Source organism: Neisseria lisongii, from assembly GCF_028463985.1.
Classification (GTDB): Bacteria; Pseudomonadota; Gammaproteobacteria; order Burkholderiales; family Neisseriaceae; genus Neisseria; species Neisseria lisongii.
In genome coordinates, this window is the sequence record NZ_CP116766.1 from 278,391 (window position 1) to 301,930 (window position 23,540).

19 protein-coding genes are annotated in these 23,540 nt (G+C 51.5%); 11 read left to right on the forward strand and 8 right to left on the reverse strand.

All coding sequences use genetic code 11. The features are described 5' to 3' along the window. The first annotated feature begins 106 nt into the window (after positions 1–106). The 6 genes from nhaC (at position 107) to PJU73_RS01305 (ending at position 4,599) form a co-directional block, all read left to right on the forward strand. The gene (nhaC, locus tag PJU73_RS01285; protein WP_237091655.1) at positions 107–1,486 is read left to right on the forward strand and encodes a Na+/H+ antiporter NhaC; all 1,380 of its coding nucleotides are present in this window, start codon (positions 107–109) and stop codon (positions 1,484–1,486) included. Between the two features lie 190 nt (positions 1,487–1,676). Beyond that, positions 1,677–1,901, forward strand: coding sequence for a transposase-like zinc-binding domain-containing protein (locus PJU73_RS09630; RefSeq protein WP_443094078.1), 225 nt, complete (start codon positions 1,677–1,679; stop codon positions 1,899–1,901). A 48-nt stretch (positions 1,902–1,949) separates the two neighbouring features. Next, positions 1,950–2,429 (forward strand): IS256 family transposase, variant Zn-binding type, encoded by a 480-nt coding sequence (locus PJU73_RS01290; RefSeq protein ID WP_272607472.1) that lies wholly within the window; start codon positions 1,950–1,952, stop codon positions 2,427–2,429. A 195-nt stretch (positions 2,430–2,624) separates the two neighbouring features. Beyond that, positions 2,625–3,638, forward strand: a complete 1,014-nt coding sequence (locus PJU73_RS01295) for an IS110 family RNA-guided transposase (RefSeq protein ID WP_237091386.1) — start codon at positions 2,625–2,627, stop codon at positions 3,636–3,638. Positions 3,639–3,761: 123 nt separating this feature from the next. Then, the gene (locus PJU73_RS01300) at positions 3,762–4,070 is read left to right on the forward strand and encodes an IS630 transposase-related protein (protein WP_237091385.1); all 309 of its coding nucleotides are present in this window, start codon (positions 3,762–3,764) and stop codon (positions 4,068–4,070) included. After that, complete coding sequence (locus PJU73_RS01305; RefSeq protein ID WP_237091384.1) at positions 3,970–4,599, forward strand: IS630 family transposase; 630 nt, start codon at positions 3,970–3,972, stop codon at positions 4,597–4,599. The genes PJU73_RS01300 and PJU73_RS01305 overlap by 101 nt, the downstream gene beginning before the upstream one ends. Before the next feature lie 217 nt (positions 4,600–4,816). Here PJU73_RS01305 and nqrF read toward each other — a convergent pair whose 3' ends face one another. Genes nqrF through PJU73_RS01335 form a run of 6 tightly spaced genes read right to left on the reverse strand, consistent with a single transcriptional unit; the run spans position 4,817 to position 10,617 of the window. Then, entirely contained in the window at positions 4,817–6,034 is a 1,218-nt protein-coding gene (nqrF, locus tag PJU73_RS01310; protein ID WP_237091383.1) for an NADH:ubiquinone reductase (Na(+)-transporting) subunit F, read from the reverse strand. Positions 6,035–6,047: 13 nt separating this feature from the next. After that, the gene (gene nqrE, locus PJU73_RS01315) at positions 6,048–6,641 is read right to left on the reverse strand and encodes an NADH:ubiquinone reductase (Na(+)-transporting) subunit E (RefSeq protein ID WP_237091382.1); all 594 of its coding nucleotides are present in this window, start codon (positions 6,639–6,641) and stop codon (positions 6,048–6,050) included. A 3-nt stretch (positions 6,642–6,644) separates the two neighbouring features. Further along, positions 6,645–7,271 (reverse strand): NADH:ubiquinone reductase (Na(+)-transporting) subunit D, encoded by a 627-nt coding sequence (locus tag PJU73_RS01320; RefSeq protein ID WP_237091381.1) that lies wholly within the window; start codon positions 7,269–7,271, stop codon positions 6,645–6,647. Beyond that, positions 7,271–8,047 carry a Na(+)-translocating NADH-quinone reductase subunit C gene (locus PJU73_RS01325; RefSeq protein WP_237091380.1) on the reverse strand — a complete coding sequence of 259 codons (777 nt, stop codon included), beginning with the start codon at positions 8,045–8,047 and terminating at the stop codon, positions 7,271–7,273. Before PJU73_RS01325 ends, PJU73_RS01320 begins: the two co-directional genes overlap by 1 nt. Beyond that, positions 8,040–9,272 carry an NADH:ubiquinone reductase (Na(+)-transporting) subunit B gene (locus tag PJU73_RS01330; protein WP_237091379.1) on the reverse strand — a complete coding sequence of 411 codons (1,233 nt, stop codon included), beginning with the start codon at positions 9,270–9,272 and terminating at the stop codon, positions 8,040–8,042. Before PJU73_RS01330 ends, PJU73_RS01325 begins: the two co-directional genes overlap by 8 nt. A gap of 1 nt (position 9,273) precedes the next feature. After that, entirely contained in the window at positions 9,274–10,617 is a 1,344-nt protein-coding gene (locus tag PJU73_RS01335; RefSeq protein ID WP_237091378.1) for a Na(+)-translocating NADH-quinone reductase subunit A, read from the reverse strand. 577 nt (positions 10,618–11,194) lie between these two features. Here PJU73_RS01335 and ettA point away from each other — a divergent pair. Further along, complete coding sequence (gene ettA, locus PJU73_RS01340) at positions 11,195–12,871, forward strand: energy-dependent translational throttle protein EttA (RefSeq protein ID WP_237091377.1); 1,677 nt, start codon at positions 11,195–11,197, stop codon at positions 12,869–12,871. Between the two features lie 231 nt (positions 12,872–13,102). Here ettA and PJU73_RS01345 read toward each other — a convergent pair whose 3' ends face one another. Next, a complete protein-coding gene (locus PJU73_RS01345; RefSeq protein ID WP_237091376.1) occupies positions 13,103–14,518 on the reverse strand; it encodes a sodium:proton antiporter in 1,416 nt (471 codons plus the stop codon). Positions 14,519–14,923: 405 nt separating this feature from the next. Then, on the reverse strand, positions 14,924–15,559 hold the full coding sequence (mtrR, locus tag PJU73_RS01350) for a multidrug efflux system transcriptional repressor MtrR (protein ID WP_237091375.1): 636 nt from the start codon (positions 15,557–15,559) through the stop codon (positions 14,924–14,926). A gap of 166 nt (positions 15,560–15,725) precedes the next feature. On the opposite strand from mtrR, the gene PJU73_RS01355 reads away from it, so the two are divergent. From PJU73_RS01355 to dacB, 4 genes are all read left to right on the forward strand, one after another. Continuing rightward, complete coding sequence (locus PJU73_RS01355; protein WP_237091374.1) at positions 15,726–16,970, forward strand: efflux RND transporter periplasmic adaptor subunit; 1,245 nt, start codon at positions 15,726–15,728, stop codon at positions 16,968–16,970. A 13-nt stretch (positions 16,971–16,983) separates the two neighbouring features. After that, positions 16,984–20,184 (forward strand): efflux RND transporter permease subunit, encoded by a 3,201-nt coding sequence (locus PJU73_RS01360; RefSeq protein WP_237091373.1) that lies wholly within the window; start codon positions 16,984–16,986, stop codon positions 20,182–20,184. A 56-nt stretch (positions 20,185–20,240) separates the two neighbouring features. Beyond that, positions 20,241–21,668, forward strand: coding sequence for an efflux transporter outer membrane subunit (locus tag PJU73_RS01365; protein WP_237091372.1), 1,428 nt, complete (start codon positions 20,241–20,243; stop codon positions 21,666–21,668). A 429-nt stretch (positions 21,669–22,097) separates the two neighbouring features. After that, entirely contained in the window at positions 22,098–23,501 is a 1,404-nt protein-coding gene (gene dacB / locus PJU73_RS01370) for a D-alanyl-D-alanine carboxypeptidase/D-alanyl-D-alanine endopeptidase (protein ID WP_237091371.1), read from the forward strand. The last annotated feature ends 39 nt before the right edge of the window (positions 23,502–23,540 follow it).

Consider the following 23,540-nt stretch of genomic DNA (forward strand, 5'->3'; position numbering starts at 1 on the left):
TGTTAAAATGCGGTAACGAAAGTTAATGCTTCCTGCGGGTAATGGCCTGATTGCAGCTTCTGCGCCCGCAGGGAATCGGTTCAATTCTATCAACTGAGCGACAAATATGTTTCATTTCAAATCTTTATTGAACATGCAGCGCGGCGAAGCCTTGGCGGTTGCCGTGGTGCTGGTCGGCCTGTTGGGTTATTCCATTATCTCTCTGGGCTGGTTGCCGCATATGTCGATTATTGCAGCAATTACGCTGCTGCTGTTTTACGGCCTGATTCGCGGTCTGAAATATGTGGATATGCAGGACGGGATGATTGGCGCAGTCGGGCAGGGCATGGGTGCGCTGTATCTGTTTTTCTTTATCGGGCTGATGGTCAGCGCCCTGATGATGAGCGGTGCGATCCCGACGCTGATGTATTACGGTTTCGGCATGATTTCGCCGACTTATTTCTATTTCTCGGCATTTGCCCTGTGTTCCGTGATCGGCGTGGCCATCGGCAGCAGCCTGACCACTTGTGCTACCGTCGGCGTGGCCTTTATCGGCATGGCAACCGCATTTCATGCCGATTTGGCGATTACGGCGGGGGCGATTGTGTCCGGTGCATTCTTCGGCGATAAAATGTCGCCGCTGTCGGATACCACCGGCATTGCCGCTTCGATTGTCGGTATCGATTTGTTTGAACACATCAAAAACATGATGTTCACCACCTTACCGGCATGGTTGATCAGCGCCGCCCTGATGATTTGGGTCTTGCCGGGTATCAATGCCGAAAATTTAAACAGCGTGGAAAATTTCCGCAGCCAGCTTGACGCAACCGGTCTGGTTCATGCCTATTCCCTGATTCCGTTTGCCTTATTGGTGGTGCTGGCGCTGATGAAAGTCAATGCGGTTGTGGCAATGCTGATGACGATTGTGGCTTCTTTGCTTGTAACCTATTTCCACAGCAGCCCGGATTTGCAGCAGTTGGGGGCATGGTTTTACAGCGGCTACAAAATCGAAGGCGAAGCCTTCCAAGACATTGCCCGCCTGATTTCGCGCGGCGGCTTGGAAAGCATGTTCTTTACCCAAACCATCGTGATTTTGGGCATGAGCTTGGGCGGCCTGCTGTTCAGCTTGGGCGTAATTCCTGCGCTGCTCGATGCCATCCGCCACTTCCTGAATACCGCCGGTAAAGCCACATTCAGCGTTGCCGCCACTTCGGTCGGCGTTAATTTCCTGATTGGCGAACAATATCTGAGTATTCTGCTTTCCGGCGAAACGTTCAAACCGGTTTACGACAAACTCGGCCTGCACCAGCGTAACCTGTCGCGTACGCTGGAAGATGCAGGTACGGTGATTAACCCGCTCGTACCGTGGAGCGTATGCGGCGTATTTATCAGCCACGCTTTGGGTGTGCAGGTGTGGGAATATTTGCCGTATGCCTTCTTCTGCTATCTGTGTCTGATTCTGACCCTGATTTTCGGTTGGACAGGTCTGACTTTGAGTAAAAAATAAGGCTTAGCCATCATAATCAGTAAAACAGGCCGTCTGAAAATCAGGTTTTCTGTAAGCAACCCCGATTTTCAAACGGCCTGTTTTATGTTGGTTGAATGATAAAGTGAATTCAGGACTAATGGACATTTGGGATAATAAAAATCGCTGAAAGCACCGAATTATGGTACTTTCAGCGATTTTTTACCAATAAATACAAAAATGCCCCTTTTGCCTCAAAAACACCCTGGTCAAAAACGGCCGTAAAAACGGCAGGCAAAGATATAAATGTTCCCAATGCAAACGGTATCGCCCACAGAATGAAAGACCGGATAACCGGCTTTTACTGTACCAATATATCCATCACAAACAAACCTGTTCCCATCTGGCACAACACCATCACTGCCGCATCAAAACCATCCGCCGTCGCATCAGATAGGCTTCGCTGATTCACTCCCGTCTTCCCCATCCGGTTGCCAACATCGTAATGAATACAACTTATTTCGGACGCAGCTTCGGCGTTACCGTATTTATGAACAGTTTGGACGGCAGCATCGTCCATATCAGCTATGTCCGACATGAAATACTTGCCCATTACCACCAAGGTTTATGTTCCATTATCGACAAAGGCATCCATATTCAAAGCATTATTGCAGACGGCTTTAAAGGTATTACGGCTCTGTTTCCCGATATACCGTTCCAATTGTGTCAGTTCCACCAACAACAAACCATACGCCGCTATCTGACTTCAAAACCGAAATCGGCCGCTTCCCGGGCGTTAAAACGACTGAGCGACAATATCTTTTATACAGATGCAGTTGCTTTCAAACAGGCATTGGAGGGTTGGGACGAAACATACCGGGATTATTTGGATGAAGTCAGCTACAGCGAAGACGGCAGTAAAAAGTGGTATACCCATAAAAGGTTGAGAAGTGTCTATCGCAGTTTGAAACTCACCCTTGTATAAGAAACACCACCCACAAGATAAAATAAAAAGCCCCCGACAGAAGCAGCTATCAGGGGCGGGATTGAAAACAGAGTTGTACGCCAACCTTGGGCTTCAAAGCCCGCAACGTAGATAAAAACCTGTTTTCAATGTCCAAACACCCCGAATAGTATCATAGACATGCTGTGCATAGTCTGCATTCACAAGGTTAGGAGCATGATGGACACCCCATTTTATTTTATCGGCATCGATATTGCCAAGTTAAAGTTCGATGTTGCGGTCAAAAAATCCGCAAAAGTGTATCAACACCACCGGTTTGAGAACCATCCTCAAGGATTTGCTGCTTTGAGCGAATGGCTGAACAGCTTTTCAGATAAGCCGCTCTATATCGTGATGGAAGCGACAAACGTCTATCACGAAAGGTTGTGCGAATACTTATATACGGCCGGACATTCGGTAGTCGTGATTAATCCCAAATGTGCCGCCAACTTTGCCAAAGGTTTGAACTTACGTTCCAAAACCGACAAAGCGGATGCCAAATTACTTGCCCGCCTAGCCGAAAGCTATGTTCATGAGTTTGACCTGTGGCAACCGAAAGGCAATAACGAAAAAGCCTTATTGCGCCAACTTCGCCATCTCGAACATTTAAAAACAGCGCTGACCAAAGAAAAAGTCCGGCTGCAGATGCTGTTGGACGAGTATGCAATGGTTTCGTCCGAACGTCTGATTGCTTTTCTTGAATGCGAAGTCAAAACTGTTGAAACACATATTCATCAGTTGGTGAAACAGGATGAGCAGTTGAAATACAACCATCGTCTGTTGAGCAGTATTCCCGCCATCGGCAAAACCACAGCCTGTTGGCTGCTCGCCATACTGGGCGACGGCACTCGGTTTAAAAACGGACGTGCTGCTGCGACCTACGCCGGACTGACCCCGATGGTCAGACAATCGGGAACGAGTGTAGATAAGCGGGTCGGTATCTCCCGTATCGGACAGAGTGATTTGAGGAAGATACTCTATATGCCGGCCGTGTCGTTTTGCTTTGGCAAATATAAGGACAGTATTTACAGCTCGTTTGTCCAACGCTTGCTGGAGCGTAATAAACTGGCGAAAAAAGCCGTGATTGTGGCTCTGATGCGTAAACTCGTGACCATTGCCCAATCTGTATTGAAGTACCAACAACCCTTTAACGAAGAACGCTATGCGAAAATGTGTCTGGATAAGGCTTGATTTGTTGGGGGGCTTATAGTATCTACGTCTGCTTTTGTATGGAAAATTCGGTGTTTTAACTATAGCCAATCCACCTAAAATAAATTACAATTTAGCCGACATTGATTCACCCAATTCCTCCCCATGACCTACTCAACAGACTTCCGCAAACCCGCCCCAGCCAAACTCAAACAAGGCCTTTCCATCCGCAAAGCAGCCAAAGAACTCGGTATCGGCAGCGATACCCTGTTCAGATGGACAAAGAACCCTATCCCTAAAACCTACCCCAAAGACAGAAAACCTTTCAAAATCACAAAAGAAGCACTGTTTCTAGATGTCGAACAATACCCCGATGCCTATTGCTACGAACGGGCAGAGCGGTTTAACTGTTCAACCAGTGCTATTCATAAAGCACTGCAAAAATACGGTATCAGCCGAAAAAAAGACCAATAAACACCCAAAGGCAAATGTCCGGCTCAGAAGACGGTTTATCAGACTCAAACACCGTTTTCATCTGAAAAAACGTCCGATTGTCTGTTTGGATGAAAGTGGATTCAGAACCTCCGTCCACCGTCCTTATGGGTATGCACCCAAAGGCAGCCTTTGCATCAATACTTATGATTGGCAGGGACGTAATCAAACCAATGCCATCGGTGTTCTGTATGGCGGCCGACTGTTTGCGGTCGGTTTGTTTGACTGCAGTATCAACAGCAGGATATTTGATACTTGGGTAGAACAGCTGCTGATACCGCAGCTGCCGGATAACAGTGTGGTGGTCATGGATAATGCGGTGTTTCATAAGGGTAAGGTCGAAGCGTTGTTGAAGGATAAAGGACATACTGTCCTGTGGCTCCCTCCTTACAGTCCCGACTTAAATCCGATTGAGAAGAAGTGGGCTTGGTTAAAGGCTGGACGGAGGAAGTTTGGGGTGATGTCTGTGGATGAGTTGTTTAGGGGGGGGTATTTAAATTTGGTGGATTGACTATAGTATCTTTGGTGAGAGATCAGTTGTGTGTAGGCTATATTGCAATATTTCTTGTCAGGAAAGGCAGTATGCTACCTCATACTGGCCTTTTCTGTTATTGGAAAGTTGCACTTGTTAGGCGAATGTAAGGCCGTCTGAAAATCGGGTTTTCAGACGGCCTTGTGCAAAGAAAAAGGAAGAAACCGGAGTTTCTTCCTTTTTTTTGTTATGGTTTTTAGCCGCCGAAGTCGTCCAAGAGGATGTTTTCGTCTTCTACGCCCAAGTCTTTGAGCATTTTGATCACGGCTGCGTTCATCACCGGCGGGCCGCACATGTAGAATTCGCAGTCTTCCGGTGCTTCGTGGTTTTTGAGGTAGTTCTCATACAGCACGTTGTGGATAAAGCCGGTGTAGCCGTCCCAGTTGTCGTCCGGTTGCGGGTCGGAGAGGGCGACGTGCCATTCGAAGTTGTCGTTTTCGGCTGCCAAGCCGTCGAAGTCTTCGACGTAGAACATTTCCCGTTTGGAGCGTGCGCCGTACCAGAAGGAGATTTTACGTTTGGATTTCAGGCGTTTGAGTTGGTCGAAAATGTGGGAGCGCATCGGTGCCATACCTGCGCCGCCGCCGATGAAGACCATTTCGGCTTCGGTGTCTTTTGCGAAAAATTCGCCGAATGGGCCGGAAATGGTTACTTTGTCGCCCGGTTTCAGCGACCAGATATAAGACGACATTTGGCCGGGGGCGACATCTGGGTTGTTCGGCGGCGGGGTGGCAATCCGCACGTTGAGCATGATGATGCCTTTTTCTTCAGGGTATGAAGCCATGGAGTAGGCACGCAGAATCGGCTCGTCCACTTTTGAAACGTAGCGCCACAGGTTGTATTTATCCCAATCTTCGTGGTATTCCTGAGGGATGTCGAAGTCTTTGTAGGCGACGGTGTGCGGTTCGGCTTCGATTTGGATGTAGCCGCCGGCACGGAAGGGGACTTCTTCGCCTTCGGGAATGGCCAGTTTGAGTTCTTTAATAAATGTGGCTTTGTTGTCGTTGGAGATAACGGTGCATTCCCATTTTTTCACGCCGAACACTTCTTCGGGGACTTCGATGTCCATGTTGGTTTTGACGTTCACTTGGCAAGACAGGCGGCAACCTGCTTTGGCATCGCGTTTGCTGATATGGGAAAGTTCGGTCGGCAAGATGTCGCCGCCGCCGCTATTGACCACGACACGGCATTGGCCGCACGAGCCGCCGCCGCCGCAGGCGGAAGGGACGAAGATGCCTTCGTTGGCCAGCGCACCCAAGAGTTTGCCGCCGGCGGGCATGGTCAGCTCTTTTTCGCCGTTGATTTTGATGGTGATGTCGCCTTCGTTGACGAGCTTGGATTTGGCAAACAGAATCATCAGTGCCAATACCAAGACAATCACGGTAAACATCACGATACCTAAGATAATTTCCATGCTTTACCTTTCGTTATAACTGGATACCGGAGAATGACATAAATGCCATTGCCATCAGGCCGGCGGTAATGAAGGTAATGCCCAAGCCTTTTAGCCCTTTGGGCGTATCCGAATATTTCATTTTTTCGGTAATGCCGGCGAGGGCGACGATGGCGAGCATCCAGCCCAGACCTGCGCCGAAGCCGTACACTACGGATTCGCCGAAGTCGTATTCACGCTGCGCCATAAACGATACGGCACCGAAAATGGCGCAGTTTACGGTAATCAGCGGGAGGTAGATACCCAATGCGTTGTAGAGGGCGGGGACGAATTTGTCGAGGAACATTTCCAAAATTTGTACCAAGGCGGCAATCACGCCGATGAAGGTAATGAATTTCAGGAAGGTCAAATCGACACCTTCAACAATCGCACCGTCTTTCAACAGGGAATACACCAGTTGGTTGGCGGGTACGGACAGACCCAATACGAAGGTTACGGCCACGCCCAAACCGAATGCGGTGGATACTTTTTTCGATACCGCCAAAAAGGTACACATGCCCAAGAAGAAAGAGAGGGCCATGTTTTCCAGAAAGACGGATTTTACAAAAAGGCTTAAATAATGTTCCATGTGTTATTCCTCCGCCTGTTCCGGTTTCCAAGTGCGCAGCGCCCAAACCAAGAGGCCGATCAGGAAGAAGGCGCTGGGGGCGAGCAGAAACAGGCCGTTGGTTTGATACCAGCCGCCGTCCTGTACGGTTTGGAAAACGGTGAAGCCAAAGAGTTTGCCCGAACCGATTAATTCGCGAATGGTGGCAATCACAATCAGCAGCATACCGTAGCCTGCGCCTTGGCCGATACCGTCCACCAAACTTTCCAGCGGCGGCTCTTTCATGGCGAACGCTTCGGCACGACCCATCACGATACAGTTGGTAATAATCAGGCCGACGAATACCGATAATTGTTTGGACAGCTCGTAGGCAAATGCCTGCAACAGTTGGTCAACCAAGGTTACCAGCGAGGCGATAATCGCCATCTGCACGATAATGCGGATACTGTTGGGAATGTAGTTGCGCACCAGCGAGATGAAAAAGCTGGAAAAGCCGGTTACCAGACTAACGGAAATACCCATCACGATGGCCGTCTGAAGTTTGGTGGTTACCGCCAGTGCCGAACAAATGCCCAATACCTGAAGGGCAATCGGGTTGTTGTCGATAAAGGGCGAAAACATTAAATGTTTCAAGCGTTTCATATCCGCCATTATTGTACTCCTGCTGATTTCAGTTTGTTCAGATACGGAATGTAGCCGTTTTCGCCGAACCAGTAGGCAAACGAACCTTGCACGCCTTTACTGGTCAGAGAAGCGCCGGAGAGGGCATCCACGCCGTGTTCTTTATCGGCACTCGCACCTTTGCCGACGTGCAGAGCCAGTTTGCCGTTTTCGTCAAACAGTTTTTTGCCGACAAATTTCTGTTGCCATAAAGGATTGGAAATTTCGCCGCCCAAGCCCGGGGTTTCGCCTTGGTCGTAGTAGGTAATGCCGTTGACGGTGTTGCCGTCGGGTTGAATGGATACGAAGCCGTACATCACCGACCACAAGCCGTTGCCGTGCATCGGCAATACGATTTGGCCGACTTTGCCGTTTTCATCTTTTACTAAATACACTTCGGTATATTTGGCACGGGTTTTAAGACCCGCCAAATCGTCTTCCGGATTGATTTTGATGCTTTGCTCAGGGTCTTTCACGGCCACACGAGCGCTGAAGTCGGCGGGGGCATCGGCGACATATTCGCCGCTGGCCAAATCGACAACACGCTGTTCGATGCGTTCGTTATACACTTTGCTGATGTCGGTGTTTTCGTCCAGCAGACCGGCAACGCTCAAGATGTAGCTTTGCTTGTCTTTAACCTTTTCGGCCGTCTGAAAAGGCTTCAGACCGACGACGGCACCGGCGACGATGACCGAACAAATCAGGCTGACCGCCAATACGACAATCAGCGTACCGCTGAAGCTGTCTTTATCAAATTTCTTAGCCATTGCTGCGTGCCTTTCTGCGTTTGATGTTCGCTCGTGCCACAAAATAGTCGAAAATCGGGGCAAACAGGTTGGCAAACAGAATCGCCAACATCATGCCTTCGGGGTAGGCCGGATTGAAAACACGGATCAACACCGCCATCACACCGATTAAAATGCCGTACCACCATTTGCCGGTGTTGGTAAATGCCGCCGACACCGGATCGGTTGCCATAAACAGCATACCGATGGCAAAGCCGCCGACCACCAAGTGCCAATACCAAGGCATAGTCAGCATCGGGTTGGTTTCCGAACCGATAAAGTTACACAGCGAAGACATTGCTACCATGCCGATCATCACACCGGCGATAATCCGCCAAGAGGCGATGCGGGCGAAGACGATGATTGCGCCGCCGATTAAGAGTGCCAGCGTGGAAACTTCGCCGATTGAGCCGGGCATATTGCCGATAAAGGCATCAAGCCAGGTAATCGGTTGGCCGGTGGCCACGTTTTTCAAGGCTGCAGCGCCGCCGTTGGCCCATTGGGCGAGGGCGGTTGCGCCGGAAAAGCCGTCAACCGCCGTCCAGATGGTGTCGCCGCTGATGTTGGCGGGGTACGAGAAAAACAGGAAGGCACGGCCCGCCAGTGCAGGGTTCATAAAGTTTTTGCCCGTACCGCCGAAAACTTCTTTGGCAATCACCACGCCGAAGGTAATCCCCAAAGCGGCTTGCCACAGCGGCAGGGTAGGCGGCACGATTAAGGCAAACAGAATCGAAGTAACGAAGAAACCTTCGTTGATTTCGTGTTTGCGCACCATGGCGAACAAAACTTCCCAAAAACCGCCGACCACAAACACAACAGCGTAAATCGGCAGGAAAAACAGCGCACCAAACAGCATTTTGCTGCCTACGCCGGCATCGGCCGCCATATTGATGCCCAAACTATCAGCCAAGGCATAATGCCAGTCGTTGGCGATGCTTTGCTGCAAGAGTTCCGGCGTTAATGCGCCAAAGGCTTGCGCACCGACGTTGTACATGCCGTAAAACATTGCAGGAAACAGCGCCAGCCACACCAGAATCATCATGCGTTTGGAATCCAAGGCATCGCGGACGTGCGCCGCTTTGCGGGTAACCGTGCCTTGGGTGTAGAAAATGGTCGTTACCGCTTCATACAGGGCATACCACTTTTCGTGTTTGCCGCCCGGCAGGAAGTTCGGTTCGATTTTTTCCAAAAAATGTTTCAAGCCCATATCAGCCTTCCTTCTCAATGGTCTCTAATACTTTGCGTAACAGAGGGCCGTATTCGTATTTGCCGGGGCAGACGAAGCTGCACAAAGCCAAATCTTCTTCGTCTAATTCCAAGCAGCCCAAATCCTGTGCGCTGTCGGTATCGCCGACAATCAGATCACGCAGCAGCAGGGTGGGCAGAATGTCCAAAGGCATCACCCGCTCGTAAGTGCCGATCGGCACCATCGCACGGTCGCCGCCGTTGGTGGCGGTGTTGAAGTTGAACAGTTTGTTTTTCAGGAAATGGCCGATGGTGGTGCGGGTAATCGAATATTTGTCCGGCTGCGGCGCAACCCAGCCGAAAAACTCTTTTGTCCGACCTTCTTCCAATACCGAAACCTGATTGTGGAAACGGCCGAGATAGTCATGCACGCCTTGGGCAACCGAGCCGTTTAACACCGAACCGGAAATCACACGGTTGTCGCCTTGCGCCAGTTCGCCCTCGGTCAGTTGCGATACTTTGGCACCGGCAACCGTACGCAGCAGGCGGGGATTGTTCACCTGCGGGCCGCCCAGAGCAATAATCCGCTCGCAATTCAGACGGCCTGTGGTAAACAGGCGGCCGATGGCGATTACGTCTTGATAATTAATCGTCCATACCGTTTTATTCGGGCCGACCGGCTCGATAAAGTGGATATGCGTACCGCTCAAACCGGCAGGGTGCGGGCCGTCGAATTCGTGTACCGCAATATTGGCGGCATTTTCAGACGGCCTTGCTGTACCTGCGGCCTGACAAACGTGAACCGTACGCTCGGTCAGTCGGCTCAACACACGCAGACCATAGTTGAAATCGGCTTGCGCAGCGGCAATCACGACCTGAGGGTCGGCGGCCAGCGGATTGGTGTCCATCGCATTGACGAAAACGGCCGCCGGTTCGGCATCGGCCGCCGGTGTTTTGCTGAACGGACGGGTACGCAACGCCGTCCACAAGCCTGACTGAATCAGGTTGCGGCGCACATCTTCGCTGTTCAGGTTTGCCAAATCTTCGGGCTCATATTGCTCGAAAACCACTTCATCATCGCCGCTGACACTGATGACGACAGACTGCAATACACGTTTGTCGCCACGGTTGATGGCGGATACTGTGCCTGCGGCCGGAGCGGTAAACACCACGCCCGGATTTTTCTTGTCTTCAAACAGAACTTGGCCTTTTTTGACGGTGTCGCCTTCTTTGACCTTCATCGAAGGGCGCATACCGACATATTCTTCGCCAAGCAACGCGACTTCGGTAATGACCGGACCGTCATAAACGGCTTGTTCGGGTCTGCCCGCAATCGGCAGATCTAAGCCTTTTTTTATCTTAATCATAGAGATGCGTTACTTTTTGCTGGTTTAAAAATAGGGTTTCGGCGCACGCCGTATGCTACGGGAGGCCGTCTGAAAAGTGTGTGTCCGCCGTTTTTCCGCAGGGAAATCAACGGAAAAGCGTATTTATTCAACACGCAAAACGGGATAAGTTAAATTTTTCAAATTTTCAATTCTAACAGGAAATCCGTTTTTATGGCGAAAAACGGCACGGATTTTTTCGGAAAACTACTGTTTTTCGACGGCAGATAAACCGCTATTTGCCTGATTCTGCGGAAAGAAAAGCAAAAATTGGCAGCATGGTCGGATTCGGGCGGCAATCGGGGCAGGAAATGGCGGAAGACAGTGTGGTTTTTGAGGGACGCAGCGGTGTTGCAAATCAACTGTAAACGGAAACGCTAAATCGGGTAGAATACGGGCATTGCTGTATGCGTTTTCAGACGGCCTAGGCCGTCTGAAAAACAGGCCGGACGCAGATTTTCGCCGGATACAGCCAAGTATTTACTATGTTGAAACCGTCAAAAAGCAAGCTGCGCATTAACTTGACGATTTCATGATATATCGTTCAGAGAGGGTGATTATGAGCCAACAATATGTATATTCCATGCTGCGGGTAAGCAAGGTCGTGCCGCCGCAGAAAAGCATTATTAAAGACATTTCGCTGTCGTTTTTCCCCGGCGCCAAAATCGGCTTGCTCGGTTTGAACGGTGCGGGCAAGTCCACCGTGTTGCGGATTATGGCGGGCGTGGATAAAGAATTTGAAGGCGAAGCCGTGCCGATGGGCGGCATTAAAATCGGCTATCTGCCGCAAGAGCCGGAGCTTGATCCTGAAAAAACCGTGCGTGAAGAAGTGGAAAGCGGTTTGGGCGAAGTGGCGGCGGCGCAGAAGCGTTTGGAAGAAGTGTATGCCGAATATGCCAATCCCGATGCCGATTTTGACGCTTTGGCGGAAGAGCAGGGACGTTTGGAAGCGATTATCGCCGCCGGTTCGAGTTCGGGCGGCGGTGCGGAGCATGAGTTGGAAATCGCCGCCGACGCTTTGCGCTTACCCGATTGGGACACCAAAATCGGCGTGTTGTCGGGCGGTGAAAAACGCCGTGTCGCCTTGTGCAAACTCTTGTTGAGCAAGCCCGATATGCTGCTGTTGGACGAGCCGACCAACCACTTGGACGCTGAATCGGTAGAGTGGTTGGAGCAATTCTTAGTGCGTTTCCCCGGCACGGTGGTCGCCGTTACCCACGACCGCTATTTCCTCGACAACGCCGCCGAGTGGATTTTGGAACTCGACCGAGGACACGGCATTCCGTGGAAAGGCAATTATTCTTCATGGCTGGAACAAAAAGAAAAACGCTTGGAAACCGAAGCCAAAACCGAAGCCGCCCGTGTCAAAGCCATGAAGCAGGAATTGGAATGGGTGCGCCAAAACGCCAAAGGCCGCCAAGCTAAATCCAAAGCCCGTTTGGCACGTTTTGAAGAAATGAGCAATTACGAATACCAAAAACGCAACGAAACGCAAGAAATCTTTATTCCCGTTGCCGAGCGTTTAGGTAACGAAGTGATTGAATTTGTGAAAGTTTCCAAATCATTCGGCGACAAAGTGCTGATTGACGATTTGAGCTTCAAAGTGCCTGCGGGTGCGATTGTCGGCATTATCGGCCCGAACGGTGCGGGTAAATCCACACTGTTTAAAATGATTTCCGGCAAAGAGCAACCCGATTGTGGCGAAGTGAAAATCGGGCAGACTGTGAAAATGAGCCTGATTGACCAAAGCAGGGAAGGTCTGCAAAACGACAAAACCGTGTTCGACAACATCGCCGAAGGACGGGATATTTTACAGGTCGGACAGTTTGAAATCCCCGCCCGTGCCTATTTGGGACGCTTCAACTTCAAAGGCAGCGATCAGAGCAAAATCGCAGGCAACCTGTCTGGCGGCGAACGGGGGCGGCTGCACTTGGCGAAAACGCTGTTGAGCGGCGGCAACGTCTTGCTGCTGGACGAACCATCCAACGACCTCGACGTAGAAACCCTGCGTGCCCTCGAAGATGCCCTGCTCGAATTTGCCGGCAGCGTGATGGTGATTTCCCACGACCGTTGGTTCCTCGACCGCATCGCCACCCATATTCTCGCTTGCGAAGGCGATTCCAAATGGGTGTTCTTCGACGGCAACTATCAGGAATACGAAGAAGACAAAAAACGCCGGCTCGGTGAAGAGGGTGCGAAACCGAAACGTATCCGCTATAAACCGGTAACACGTTGATGGTTTAAAACCATTCAATAAACCGATGCCGTCTGAAAACTGCGTTTTTCAGACGGCATTTTGCGTTTGAATTTTTGCAGGCCGTCTGAAAATATAGTGAATTTAATTTAAAAGTAGGACAAGACGGCGAGCCGCAGACAGTACAGCTAGTACGGCAAGGCGAGCCAACGCAGTAATACTTTTAAAGTGAATTCACTATGGCACGACTGCATTTTCAGACGGCCTGAGGGCTTAAAATATCTGCCACACAAAGAAAATCAGGGTGTGGAGGATAAACAGCGGGGTCAGGATACCGAACGACCATGCCATATAGCCGAAGAAGCTCGGCATTTTTACGCCCCGTTGTTCGGCGATGGCTTTCACCATAAAGTTCGGTGCATTGCCGATATAGGTGAGTGCGCCCATAAACACCGAACCCATGGATACGGCAAGCAGGGTGTGGGTCATACCGGTCATCAGGAACGCAGGGTCGCCGCCTGCCATATTGAAAAACACCAGATAAGTCGGGGCGTTGTCCAAAAAGGCGGAGAGAATGCCGCTCATCCAGAAATACATAATGTTAATCGGATCGCCTTGGGCATCGTGAACCAAAGACACTACGCTGTGCAGCGCTCCGCTTTCGCCGGCTTTCAAAATCGCCAATACCGGCGCAATGGTGATGAAGATGCCCAAAAACAGTTTGCCGACTTCGGCAATCGGTTCAAAGTTGAACTCATTACCGGCACGCACCTGTTTCGGCGTAAACATCAGGGAAATACCGGCCAGCAGCAGTAAAATAATGTCCCGGGTCAAGTTCGGCAGGGAATAATGGCTGCCTAAAATGCTGAAACCGGGGTGCGACGGTTTCCATACGCCGGACATCAACACGGCGGCAACCACGCCGAAAAGCAGCAATAAATTGAATTTGCCGAAAATTTGCAACTTGCTGTCGGCAGTCGGGTCTTTGGCGGCGATTTCGTCTTCTTTACTGAAAAAATAGCTGTCCAACAAATAGAAGACGGTCAGCAAAACCACAACGCTGATTAATACGGGTACGGCCATGTGTTTCACCGTCCACATAAAATCCACGCCTTTCAAAAAGCCGAGAAAGAGCGGCGGATCGCCCAAGGGTGTAAGGCCGCCGCCGATATTGGCAACCAAAAAGATAAAGAATACAACCACATGGACTTTGTGCTTGCGGTTGTCGTTGGCACGGATCAGCGGGCGTATCATCAGCATCGCAGCGCCGGTTGTCCCCATTAAAGAGGCAAGCAGTGTGCCGATGGCGAGCAGGCCGGTGTTCAGCTTGGGCGAGCCGTGCAGATTTCCCCACACCAAAATGCCGCCGGAAATGGTGTACAGAGCAAACAAAATGATGATAAACGGGATATATTCTTCAATCATGGCATGGGCAACGGTATGGATACCAGCCTGTGCACCAAACGTGTAGGTAAAGGGAATCAGGAACAACAAGGTCCAAAAAGCCGTGATTTTGCCGAAATGGTGATGCCAAAGATGCGGCACCAAGAGCGGGCCTAAGGCAATAGACAGCAAAATTAAGGCAAACGGCAAACCCCACAACAGCGGCAGTGCAGCGCCGTTGAAATCGGCAGCCTGAGCCAACGAGGGCAGCAGAAGCAGGGGAAGCAAAACAGGTAGTAAGCGCATGTTTTTCCTTTTTATAGTGAACTAAAATAAGAAACCTACTGCGTGGGTTTGCCCAGCCGTTTCGGTTGTACCGTCTTCGGCTTGCGGCCTTGTATTTTTCTTATGTTATTTCACTTTATCGTAAAAAGTATTCAGCACCGTTTGAGCAATGCGGCACTGTTCAAAAGCGGCACGAAGGTGCAACTGGATTTGATTGTAAAGGAAACATGGGTAGGAAACTAGGTAAAACGACGTTTGTTTGAAATAATTTGCTAAAAATAACAGAATAATTGCATTCGGTAGGGTTGATGCTTTAGGTGGTATGATGAATCCACCATGGTTTGAAACCATTTAATTCAATAAACCGAGGCCGTCTGAAAATCGGATTTTCTGATTTTCAGACGGCCTGTTTTATTCAGCAAGGGTTTATGCTTGTTGTTGAATCAGGGCGTGGGTTTTCAGGGTGTCCAGCATGATTCGGATCAGGCGGGGGGCGGCTTCGCTGAGGCGGAAATCCTGTGGTGAGGAGAGCCATTGTTTGATTAAGCCGTCGGTGTTGGATTTGATGAAGATGATGGCAAAATTGATGTCGAGGCTGGCGGGCAATTCGCCTTCCTGAATGCAGGCGTTCAGGATGTCGGTGAGTTTGTCGTGCCAGATGGAATGGTATTTTTGGATAATTGCGGTAATGGCGTGGTTTTTTTCAATGCGTTCGCATTTGAAAAAGAGAATGGTGTAAAACTTGTTGTGGATGTCGTTGTGTTCCAAGCGGGTAAAAAATTTGTCTAACAATTGCTCGAAACTTTGCCAGCTGCTGCTGTTGTTTTGCTGCAAATCGTTCTGCATGCAGTTTTCTATGTCTTGGCAAATGCGTTGGAACAAGGCATCGAAGAGGTCTTCTTTGTTTTTGAAATGCCAGTAGAGTGCGCCCCGGGTTACGCCGGCGGTTTGGGCGATTTCGTTGAGCGAGGTGCGGGCGATGCCTTTGTCGTAGAAGGTTTCAAGGGCGGCCAGCATTAAATGCTCGCGGGTTTTTTGGGCTTCGATTTTGGTTTTTCTCATTATGGTTACCGTGGTAGTGGTCGCTTAAACGCTTATTATAAAAAATAACTTTCTAACATGCAAGGTTGTATGTATAATGGCGGCTTATCATTTCGACTGATGATGTTTTTTCGTGGTTGGCCACGATGTATTGATTGATAACGATAGGAAAAAAATAGGAAAAAACATGGTTTTTCATGCTTCTCATAAAACAATGAAGGCGGCGGCTTTGGCCGTCGCCGCTGCTTTGGCGCTGGGCGCTTGCGGCAATAAAGACGAACAGGCAGCCGCTCAGGCGCAGGCTCAACAAGCGCCGGCTCCGGAAGTGGGCGTGGTAACGGTTTACCCGCAAACGGTGTCGCTGGTAACTGAATTGCCGGGCCGTTTGGAATCGGTGCGTACGGCGCAGGTGCGGGCGCAGGTCGGCGGTATTATCGAAAAACGTTTGTTCCAAGAGGGCAGCTATGTGCGTGCCGGTCAGCCGCTGTATCAAATCGACAGCTCGACTTACGAAGCGGCTTTGGAAAGTGCCAAGGCGCAACTGGCTTCGGCTGAGGCGGCATTGTTGAAAGCCGATGCGGATATTGCCCGCTACAAACCTTTGGTTGAGGCGGATGCCATCAGCCGTCAGGAGTTTGATGCGGCGATAACGGCACGCCGTTCTGCCGAAGCGGGCGTGAAAGCGGCCCGTGCGGCGATTAAGTCGGCCGGTATCAGCCTGCGCCGCAGCCGGATTACGGCACCGATTTCCGGTTTTATCGGTCAATCGAATGTGTCGGAAGGTACGCTGGTAAATGCGGGTGATGCAACGGTGTTGGCAACCATTCAGCAAAACAATCCGCTGTATGTCAATGTTACCCAGTCTGCCACCGATATTATGCAGCTGCGTCAGGATTTCGCCGAGGGCAAGCTGCAAACGGTGAATGGCGGTATCGAAGTGGGCATTAAGTTTGAAAACGGTAAGATGTACAACCAAACCGGCCGCCTGCTGTTTGCCGACCCGACTGTGAATGAATCTACCGGTCAGGTAACGCTGCGTGCGGCAATTCCGAATGATGATAATGTATTGCTGCCGGGGCTGTATGTGCGTGTGCTGATGAATCAGGCCGATGTTGCCAATGCGTTTGTCGTGCCGCAGCAGGCGGTAACCCGTGGGGCGAAAGACACGGTGATGATTGTCAATGCACAAGGCGGTTTGGAGCCTCGTGAGGTAACTGTGGCGCAACAGCAGGGAAGCAACTGGATTATCACTGCCGGTTTGCAGGACGGCGATAAGGTAGTGGTGGACGGTACGATGATTGCCGGTATGATGGGTGCGAAAAAAGTAACGCCTAAAGAGTGGAAACAGCCGTCTGAAAATGCCCCTCAAATGCCTGCGGCACATAATCACGCTGCCTCTGAAGCCGAACAGGCTGCTTCCGACAGCAAATAATTGAGGAGGCTGCATGTCTAAGTTTTTTATTGAGCGGCCCATCTTTGCATGGGTTATCGCCATTTTCATTATCGCCGCCGGCTTTTTCGGGATTAAAAGCCTGCCGATTTCCCAATATCCGTCGGTGGCATCGCCGACCATTACCCTGACCGCCACTTATCCGGGTGCTTCCGCCAAAGTGATGGAAGACAGCGTATTGTCGGTAATCGAACGCAATATGTATGGCGTGGACGGTTTGGACTACATGACCACATCTGCCGATTCGAGCGGTAGCGGTTCGGTAACGTTGGCTTTTACGCCGGAAACCAATGAAGATTTGGCGCAGGTCAATGTGCAGAACAAACTTTCGGAAGTAACCGCTTTGCTGCCGGCGACCGTGCAGCAATACGGCGTAACCGTATCCAAAGCCCGTTCCAACTTCCTGCAGGTGGTGATGCTCACTTCCGAGAGCCAGTCTGTCGAAGAAATGAACGACTATGCCCAACGCAACGTCGTGCCTGAATTGCAGCGTCTTGACGGCGTGGGCGGTGTGCGTCTGTTTGGTGCACAGCGTGCGATGCGGATTTGGGTTGATCCGAAGAAACTGGAAAACTTCAATCTCTCGTTTGCCGATGTGTCTGCCGCCATCAGCGCCCAAAATGTGCAGATTTCTGCCGGTGCGCTGGGTGCGCTGCCTGCCAACGAAGGCCAGACCATTTCGGCAACCATTACCGCACAAGGCCAGTTGAGTACGCCTGAAGAATTCGGCAACATCATGCTGCGTTCCAATACCGACGGTTCTAACGTTTATCTGAAAGACGTGGCGAAAATCAGTTTGGGCATGGAAAACTATGCTACCGCCGCCAAACTCAACGGCTCGACCACCACCGGTATGGCGGTATCGCTGTCCAACAGCGGTAATGCCTTGGCAACGGCTAAAGCGGTGAAAGCCAAAATGGAAGAGCTGCAAAAATTCTTCCCCGAAGGCATGAAATGGGTGGTGCCTTACGATACGTCCACATTCGTCGATATTTCGATTGAAAAAGTGATCCAAACGCTGGTAGAAGCCATCGTATTGGTGTTTATCGTGATGTATCTCTTTCTGCAGAATATCCGCTACACCCTGATTCCGACAATTGTGGTGCCGATTTCCCTGATGGGGGCGTTTGCCGTGATTGCGTATATGGGCATGTCGATTAACGTATTGACCATGTTTGCGATGGTATTGGTGATCGGTATTGTGGTCGATGATGCCATCGTGGTGGTGGAAAACGTCGAGCGGATTATGGTGGAAGAGGGCTTGTCGCCGAAAGAAGCCACCAAAAAAGCGATGGGACAGATTTCCGGTGCGGTTATCGGTATTACGGCGGTATTGATGTCGGTATTTGTACCGATGGCGATGTTCAGCGGCGCAACCGGTAATATTTACCGCCAGTTTTCGGTAACGATGGTGGCGGCGATTGCATTCTCGGCATTCCTTGCTCTGACGCTGACTCCGGCATTGTGTGCCACCATGCTCAAAGCGATTCCGAAAGGCCATCACGAAGCGAAAAAAGGCTTTTTCGGCTGGTTTAACCGTAAATTTGACAGCGCAACCCACGGCTACGAAGGCTGGGTGGCAAAAATCCTGCGCAAAACCGGCCGTATGGCGGTGGTGTATGTGGCATTGTCGGCCATCGGCGTATTCCTGCTGACCCGCCTGCCGGGATCATTCCTGCCGGAAGAAGACCAAGGCTTTGTGATGGTGAGCGTGCAACTGCCTGCCGGTGCGACCAAAGAGCGTACCGATGTAACGCTTGATCAGATTACCAAAATCGCCCAATCCATGCCGGAAGTGGAAAACGTAATCGGCGTATCCGGTTTCAGTTTCAGCGGTTCGGGTCAGAATATGGCGATGGGCTTTGTGATTCTGAAAGACTGGAGCGAGCGTAATGCACCGGGTAGCAATGCGGCGGCGATTGCCGGTAAATTGACCGGTGCCGCTATGGGTACGGTTAAAGACGGTTTTGCGATTGCGATTTCTCCGCCTGCGATTATGGAACTGGGCAACGCTTCGGGCTTGTCGTTCTACCTGCAAGACCGCACCAACAGCGGCCATGAAGCCTTGCTGGCAAAACGCAACGAATTGATCGGCAAAATGCGTCAAAGCCCGATTTTCAATCCGCAAACCGTGCGTGCCAGCGGCTTGGAAGATGCGCCGCAACTCAAAATCGACATCAACCGTCAGGCTGCTGCTGCACAAGGCATTGATTTTTCCAGTATCCGCAGCGTATTGGGTACGGCATTGGGTGGTTCGTATATCAACGACTTCCCGAATCGGGGCCGTTTGCAGCGGGTGATGGTTCAGGCTGAAGCCGCCGGCCGTATGCAGCCTGCTGATGTGTTGGCACTGACCGTGCCGAACCGTCAAGGCGTTGCTGTGCCGCTTTCGACTTTTGCGACCGTGTCTTGGGAAAACGGTATGCAGCAGAGCGTACGTTTCAACGGCTATCCGGCGATGGAGCTGACCGGTGCGCCTGCTCCGGGCCATTCGACCGGTGCCGCTATGGTTGCCTTGCAGCAGATGGTTGAAGAATTGGGCGGCGGTTACAGCTTGGAATGGGGCGGCCAGTCTCGCGAAGAGGCGAAAGGCGGTTCGCAAACCATGATTCTGTATGCCTTAGCCGGTGCCGCTATTTTCTTGGTATTGGCTGCGCTGTATGAAAGCTGGTCGATTCCGTTGGCGGTGATTCTGGTGATTCCGCTGGGCTTGATTGGTGCTGCGTTTGGTGTGAGCGGCCGCAATCTGCTTGATGCGCTGTTGGGCGGCATTCCGGCGTATGCCAACGATATTTACTTCCAAGTCGGTTTTGTAACCGTGATGGGTCTGTCGGCGAAAAATGCGATTCTGATTATCGAGTTTGCCAAAGACTTGCAGGATCAGGGCAAAACGGCGTTGGAAGCAGCGCTGAAAGCGGCGAACCTGCGTTTCCGTCCGATTCTGATGACCTCGTTTGCCTTTATTTTGGGCGTAGTGCCGCTGTATCTCGCTTCGGGTGCCAGCTCGTCCAGCCAGCGTGCCATCGGTACAACGGTATTCTGGGGTATGCTGATCGGCACATTGCTGTCGGTATTCTTGGTGCCGCTGTTTTATGTGGTGGTTCGAGGCTTCTTCAAAGGCAAACAGCCGACTGAAGCACTCGCAGCCGAAAGCGGCGTGATCGAACACACCGCCGGTAAAAAACGCCATAAGTAAACTTGAAACAGGCCGTCTGAAAAACGGTTTTTCAGACGGCCTCAAGGATTAAAAAGATGAAAAAAATCAATTTCACCCCCGCACTCAGCGTTTTGACCGCCGCCGTATTGTCGGCATGTACGCTGATGCCCAAATACGAGCAGCCGCAGGTTGCCGTGGCTGAAACCTTTAAATACGATGTCGCCGAACCCGGCATTCAGGCAGCGGCTCTGGGTTGGCAGGATTATTTTGCCGATCCCCGCCTGCACCGCCTGATTGAAACCGCACTCGAACGCAACACCAATTTGCGTGCCGCCGTATTGAATTCGGAAATCTACCGCAAACAATACATGATCGAGCGCAATAATTTATTGCCCAGCCTCAACGGCAACGGCAGCGGCACACGTTCCCGCACCGCCGCCGATTTAAGCCCGACCGGCAGTGCCAACCATACCAACGCCTACACCGTCGGCTTGGGCATTGCCGCTTATGAACTGGACTTGTTCGGCAGAGTACGCAGCAGCAGCGAAGCCGCCCTGCAAGGCTATTTCAACAGCGCCGCCAACCGTGATGCCGCCCACTTGACGCTGGTGTCGTCCGTTGCCAAAGCCTATTTCAACGAACGCTACGCCGAAGAAGCCATGGCCTTGGCGCAACGGGTATTGAAAACCCGTGAAGCGACCTACAGCCTGTCTCAGCTGCGCCACAAAGCCGGTGTGATTTCCGCCATCGACCTGCGCCAACAGGAAGCCTTGATCGAATCGGCCAAAGCCGACTATGCCAAAGCCGTGCAGGCACGGGAACAGGCACGCAATGCGCTGGTGATGCTGATTAACCGTCCGTTGCCGGAAGATTTGCCGCAAGGTTTGCCGCTGAACAAACAATTTAAAATCAGCCGTTTGCCTGCAGGCTTGAGTTCCGAAGTTTTGCTCAACCGTCCTGACGTGCGTGCCGCCGAATTTGCCCTGAAACAGGCAAACGCCAATATCGGTGCCGCCCGTGCCGCATTCTTCCCGTCCATCAGCCTCACCGGCACGCTGGGCTTCGGTTCGACCGAACTGGATCAGCTGTTTAGAGGCAGCAACCGCATGTGGTCGTTCGGCCCGGCGATCAACTTGCCGATTTTCAACTGGGGTACAAACAAAGCCAATCTCGATGTGGCCAAGCTGCGCCAGCAGGCACAAGTTGCCGCCTATGAATCAGCGGTGCAGTCTGCATTCCGAGACGTTTCCGATGCACTGGTGGCACGCGAACAGCTGGATAAAAACCACACCGCATTGGGCAAACAGAGCCGTGCCTACGCCGACACGCTGCGTTTAGTCAGCCTGCGCTACAAACACGGCGTATCCAGCGCCTTGGATTTGCTGGATGCTGAACGCAGCAGCTATGGCGCAGAAACCGCCGTTTTGGCCGCCCAACTGACCCGCTTGGAAAACATGGCAGACCTGTATAAAGCCTTAGGCGGCGGTTTGAAACGATACACCAACGAAACCGCTACACAATAAACCCGAACGGGGTGAAGCTATAGTGGATTCACTGAATAATCCATACCATTTAATCCGGCACTCGTAGGGTGCGGGCCAAAGCACGCACCTGTTCTGTGCATTTTATGTCGAAGCCGTCTGAAAATCTGATTTTAGCTTTGCAGAAACTCGTTACCCTCGTTTTAGCGAAACCTTCGGTTTTAGCTGCGCAGAAACTCGCTATGCTTGTTTTCAGACGGCATTCATGGGGAATTTAGAGAACACGTGCATGCTTTGGCATGCACACTACACACAATTCCCCGTCCCGTTGGCGGGAAGGGTGGTTCACTTGGGTTGTAATATTTTTTTGGTTAATTCACTATAGGCCGTCTGAAAATCCGATTTTCAGACGGCCTTTGTCTTATTCACGATATAATGCCAACCTTTTACCAACCCGTTTCCCTTTTTCTCATGATGAATAAACGCCATCTCTTTTCCGCCTGTCTTGCCCTGTGTTCCCTAAGCGCTTCGGCATGGGATTTCGGGCGGATTCCGCCGGAAGAAGCGGCGGTGTATGTGCAGCAGCTCGACAACGGCAAAATCTGGGCGGCGCACCGTGAAGATACGCCCGTCAATCCCGCTTCGACCATGAAACTGGTTACGACCTTTACCGCCTTGAACATTTTAGGCAGCGATTACCGTTGGAACACCGAATTCAAAAGCAGTGCCAAAATTCAGGGCGATACTTTGGACGGCGATCTGTATTGGCAGGGCAGCGGCAACCCGACTTTGGAACAGGACGATATTGCCGCAGCGCAGCAGCAGTTGCGGGAACAGGGTATCCGCCATATCAAAGGCAGTCTGGTACTCGACCGCAGCCTGTGGGGCAGCGTGCCGAATCCCCCCGAATTTGCCGACGATGAGGGCGAAACATTTATGACCCCGCCCGACCCGAATATGCTGGCGTATAAAGTGGTGTGGCTCACGCCGCAAACAGACGAAGCGGGCAATGTGCAGATTCACACCAAACCGCCGCTACCCGACATCCCGCAGGACAACCAAGTCCGCCTGAGCCGCTCTACTGCAGCTTGCCCGTCGCTGGCAAACCATCTGCAGGCAAGGTTTTCAGACGGCATACTGCATCTTACGGGCAATTTACCGAGCGCCTGCTTGGGCAAAGAAATGTTCGTCAATATGCTGACCGCCCCCGATTTTGCCCGCCGCAGCTTTATCAACCAATGGCGGGAGAACGGCGGCCGCATTTCAGACGGCATGGCAGCGGCGGACACCCCGAAACAGGCAAAAACACTGGCCGCCGCCCCATCCAAACCACTTGCGGAAATCCTGACGGCGATGAACAAACATTCCAATAATCTGATTGCCCGCTCAGTATTTCTGAAACTGGGCAAAGCCGAGAACGCCCGTACCGCCGCCCGCCAAGCCGCCGAAGCCGTGAAGCAGGAACTGGCGCTGTCCGGCGTGGACGTGTCGCCCTTAATCTTGGAAAACGGATCGGGCTTGTCCCGCCGCGAGCGGGTGAGTGCCAAAATGATGGGGCAGATGCTGGAAAAAGCCTATTTCAGCCCGTTTGCCGCCGACTTCATCGACACCTTGCCGATTGCCGGAGAAGACGGCACACTCAAAGGCCGTCTGAAAATCCTAGGCCACCCGCTGCGCCTGAAAACCGGCACGCTCAAAGACGTGCGTGCGCTCGCAGGCTATTGGTTGGGCGACAAACCGCTGGTCGTCGTCGTGATCATCAACAGCCCGAAAGCCACGGCATATCTGAAAGATTTGGACAGACTGGTTACGCAGATAGTGAACGAAATCCAAGCAACGCAGGAAAGCGAAACACCGCCGACAGACAGTAATTAAACAGAATTTATTATGCAGAAAACCGCCGAAGCCGTCTGA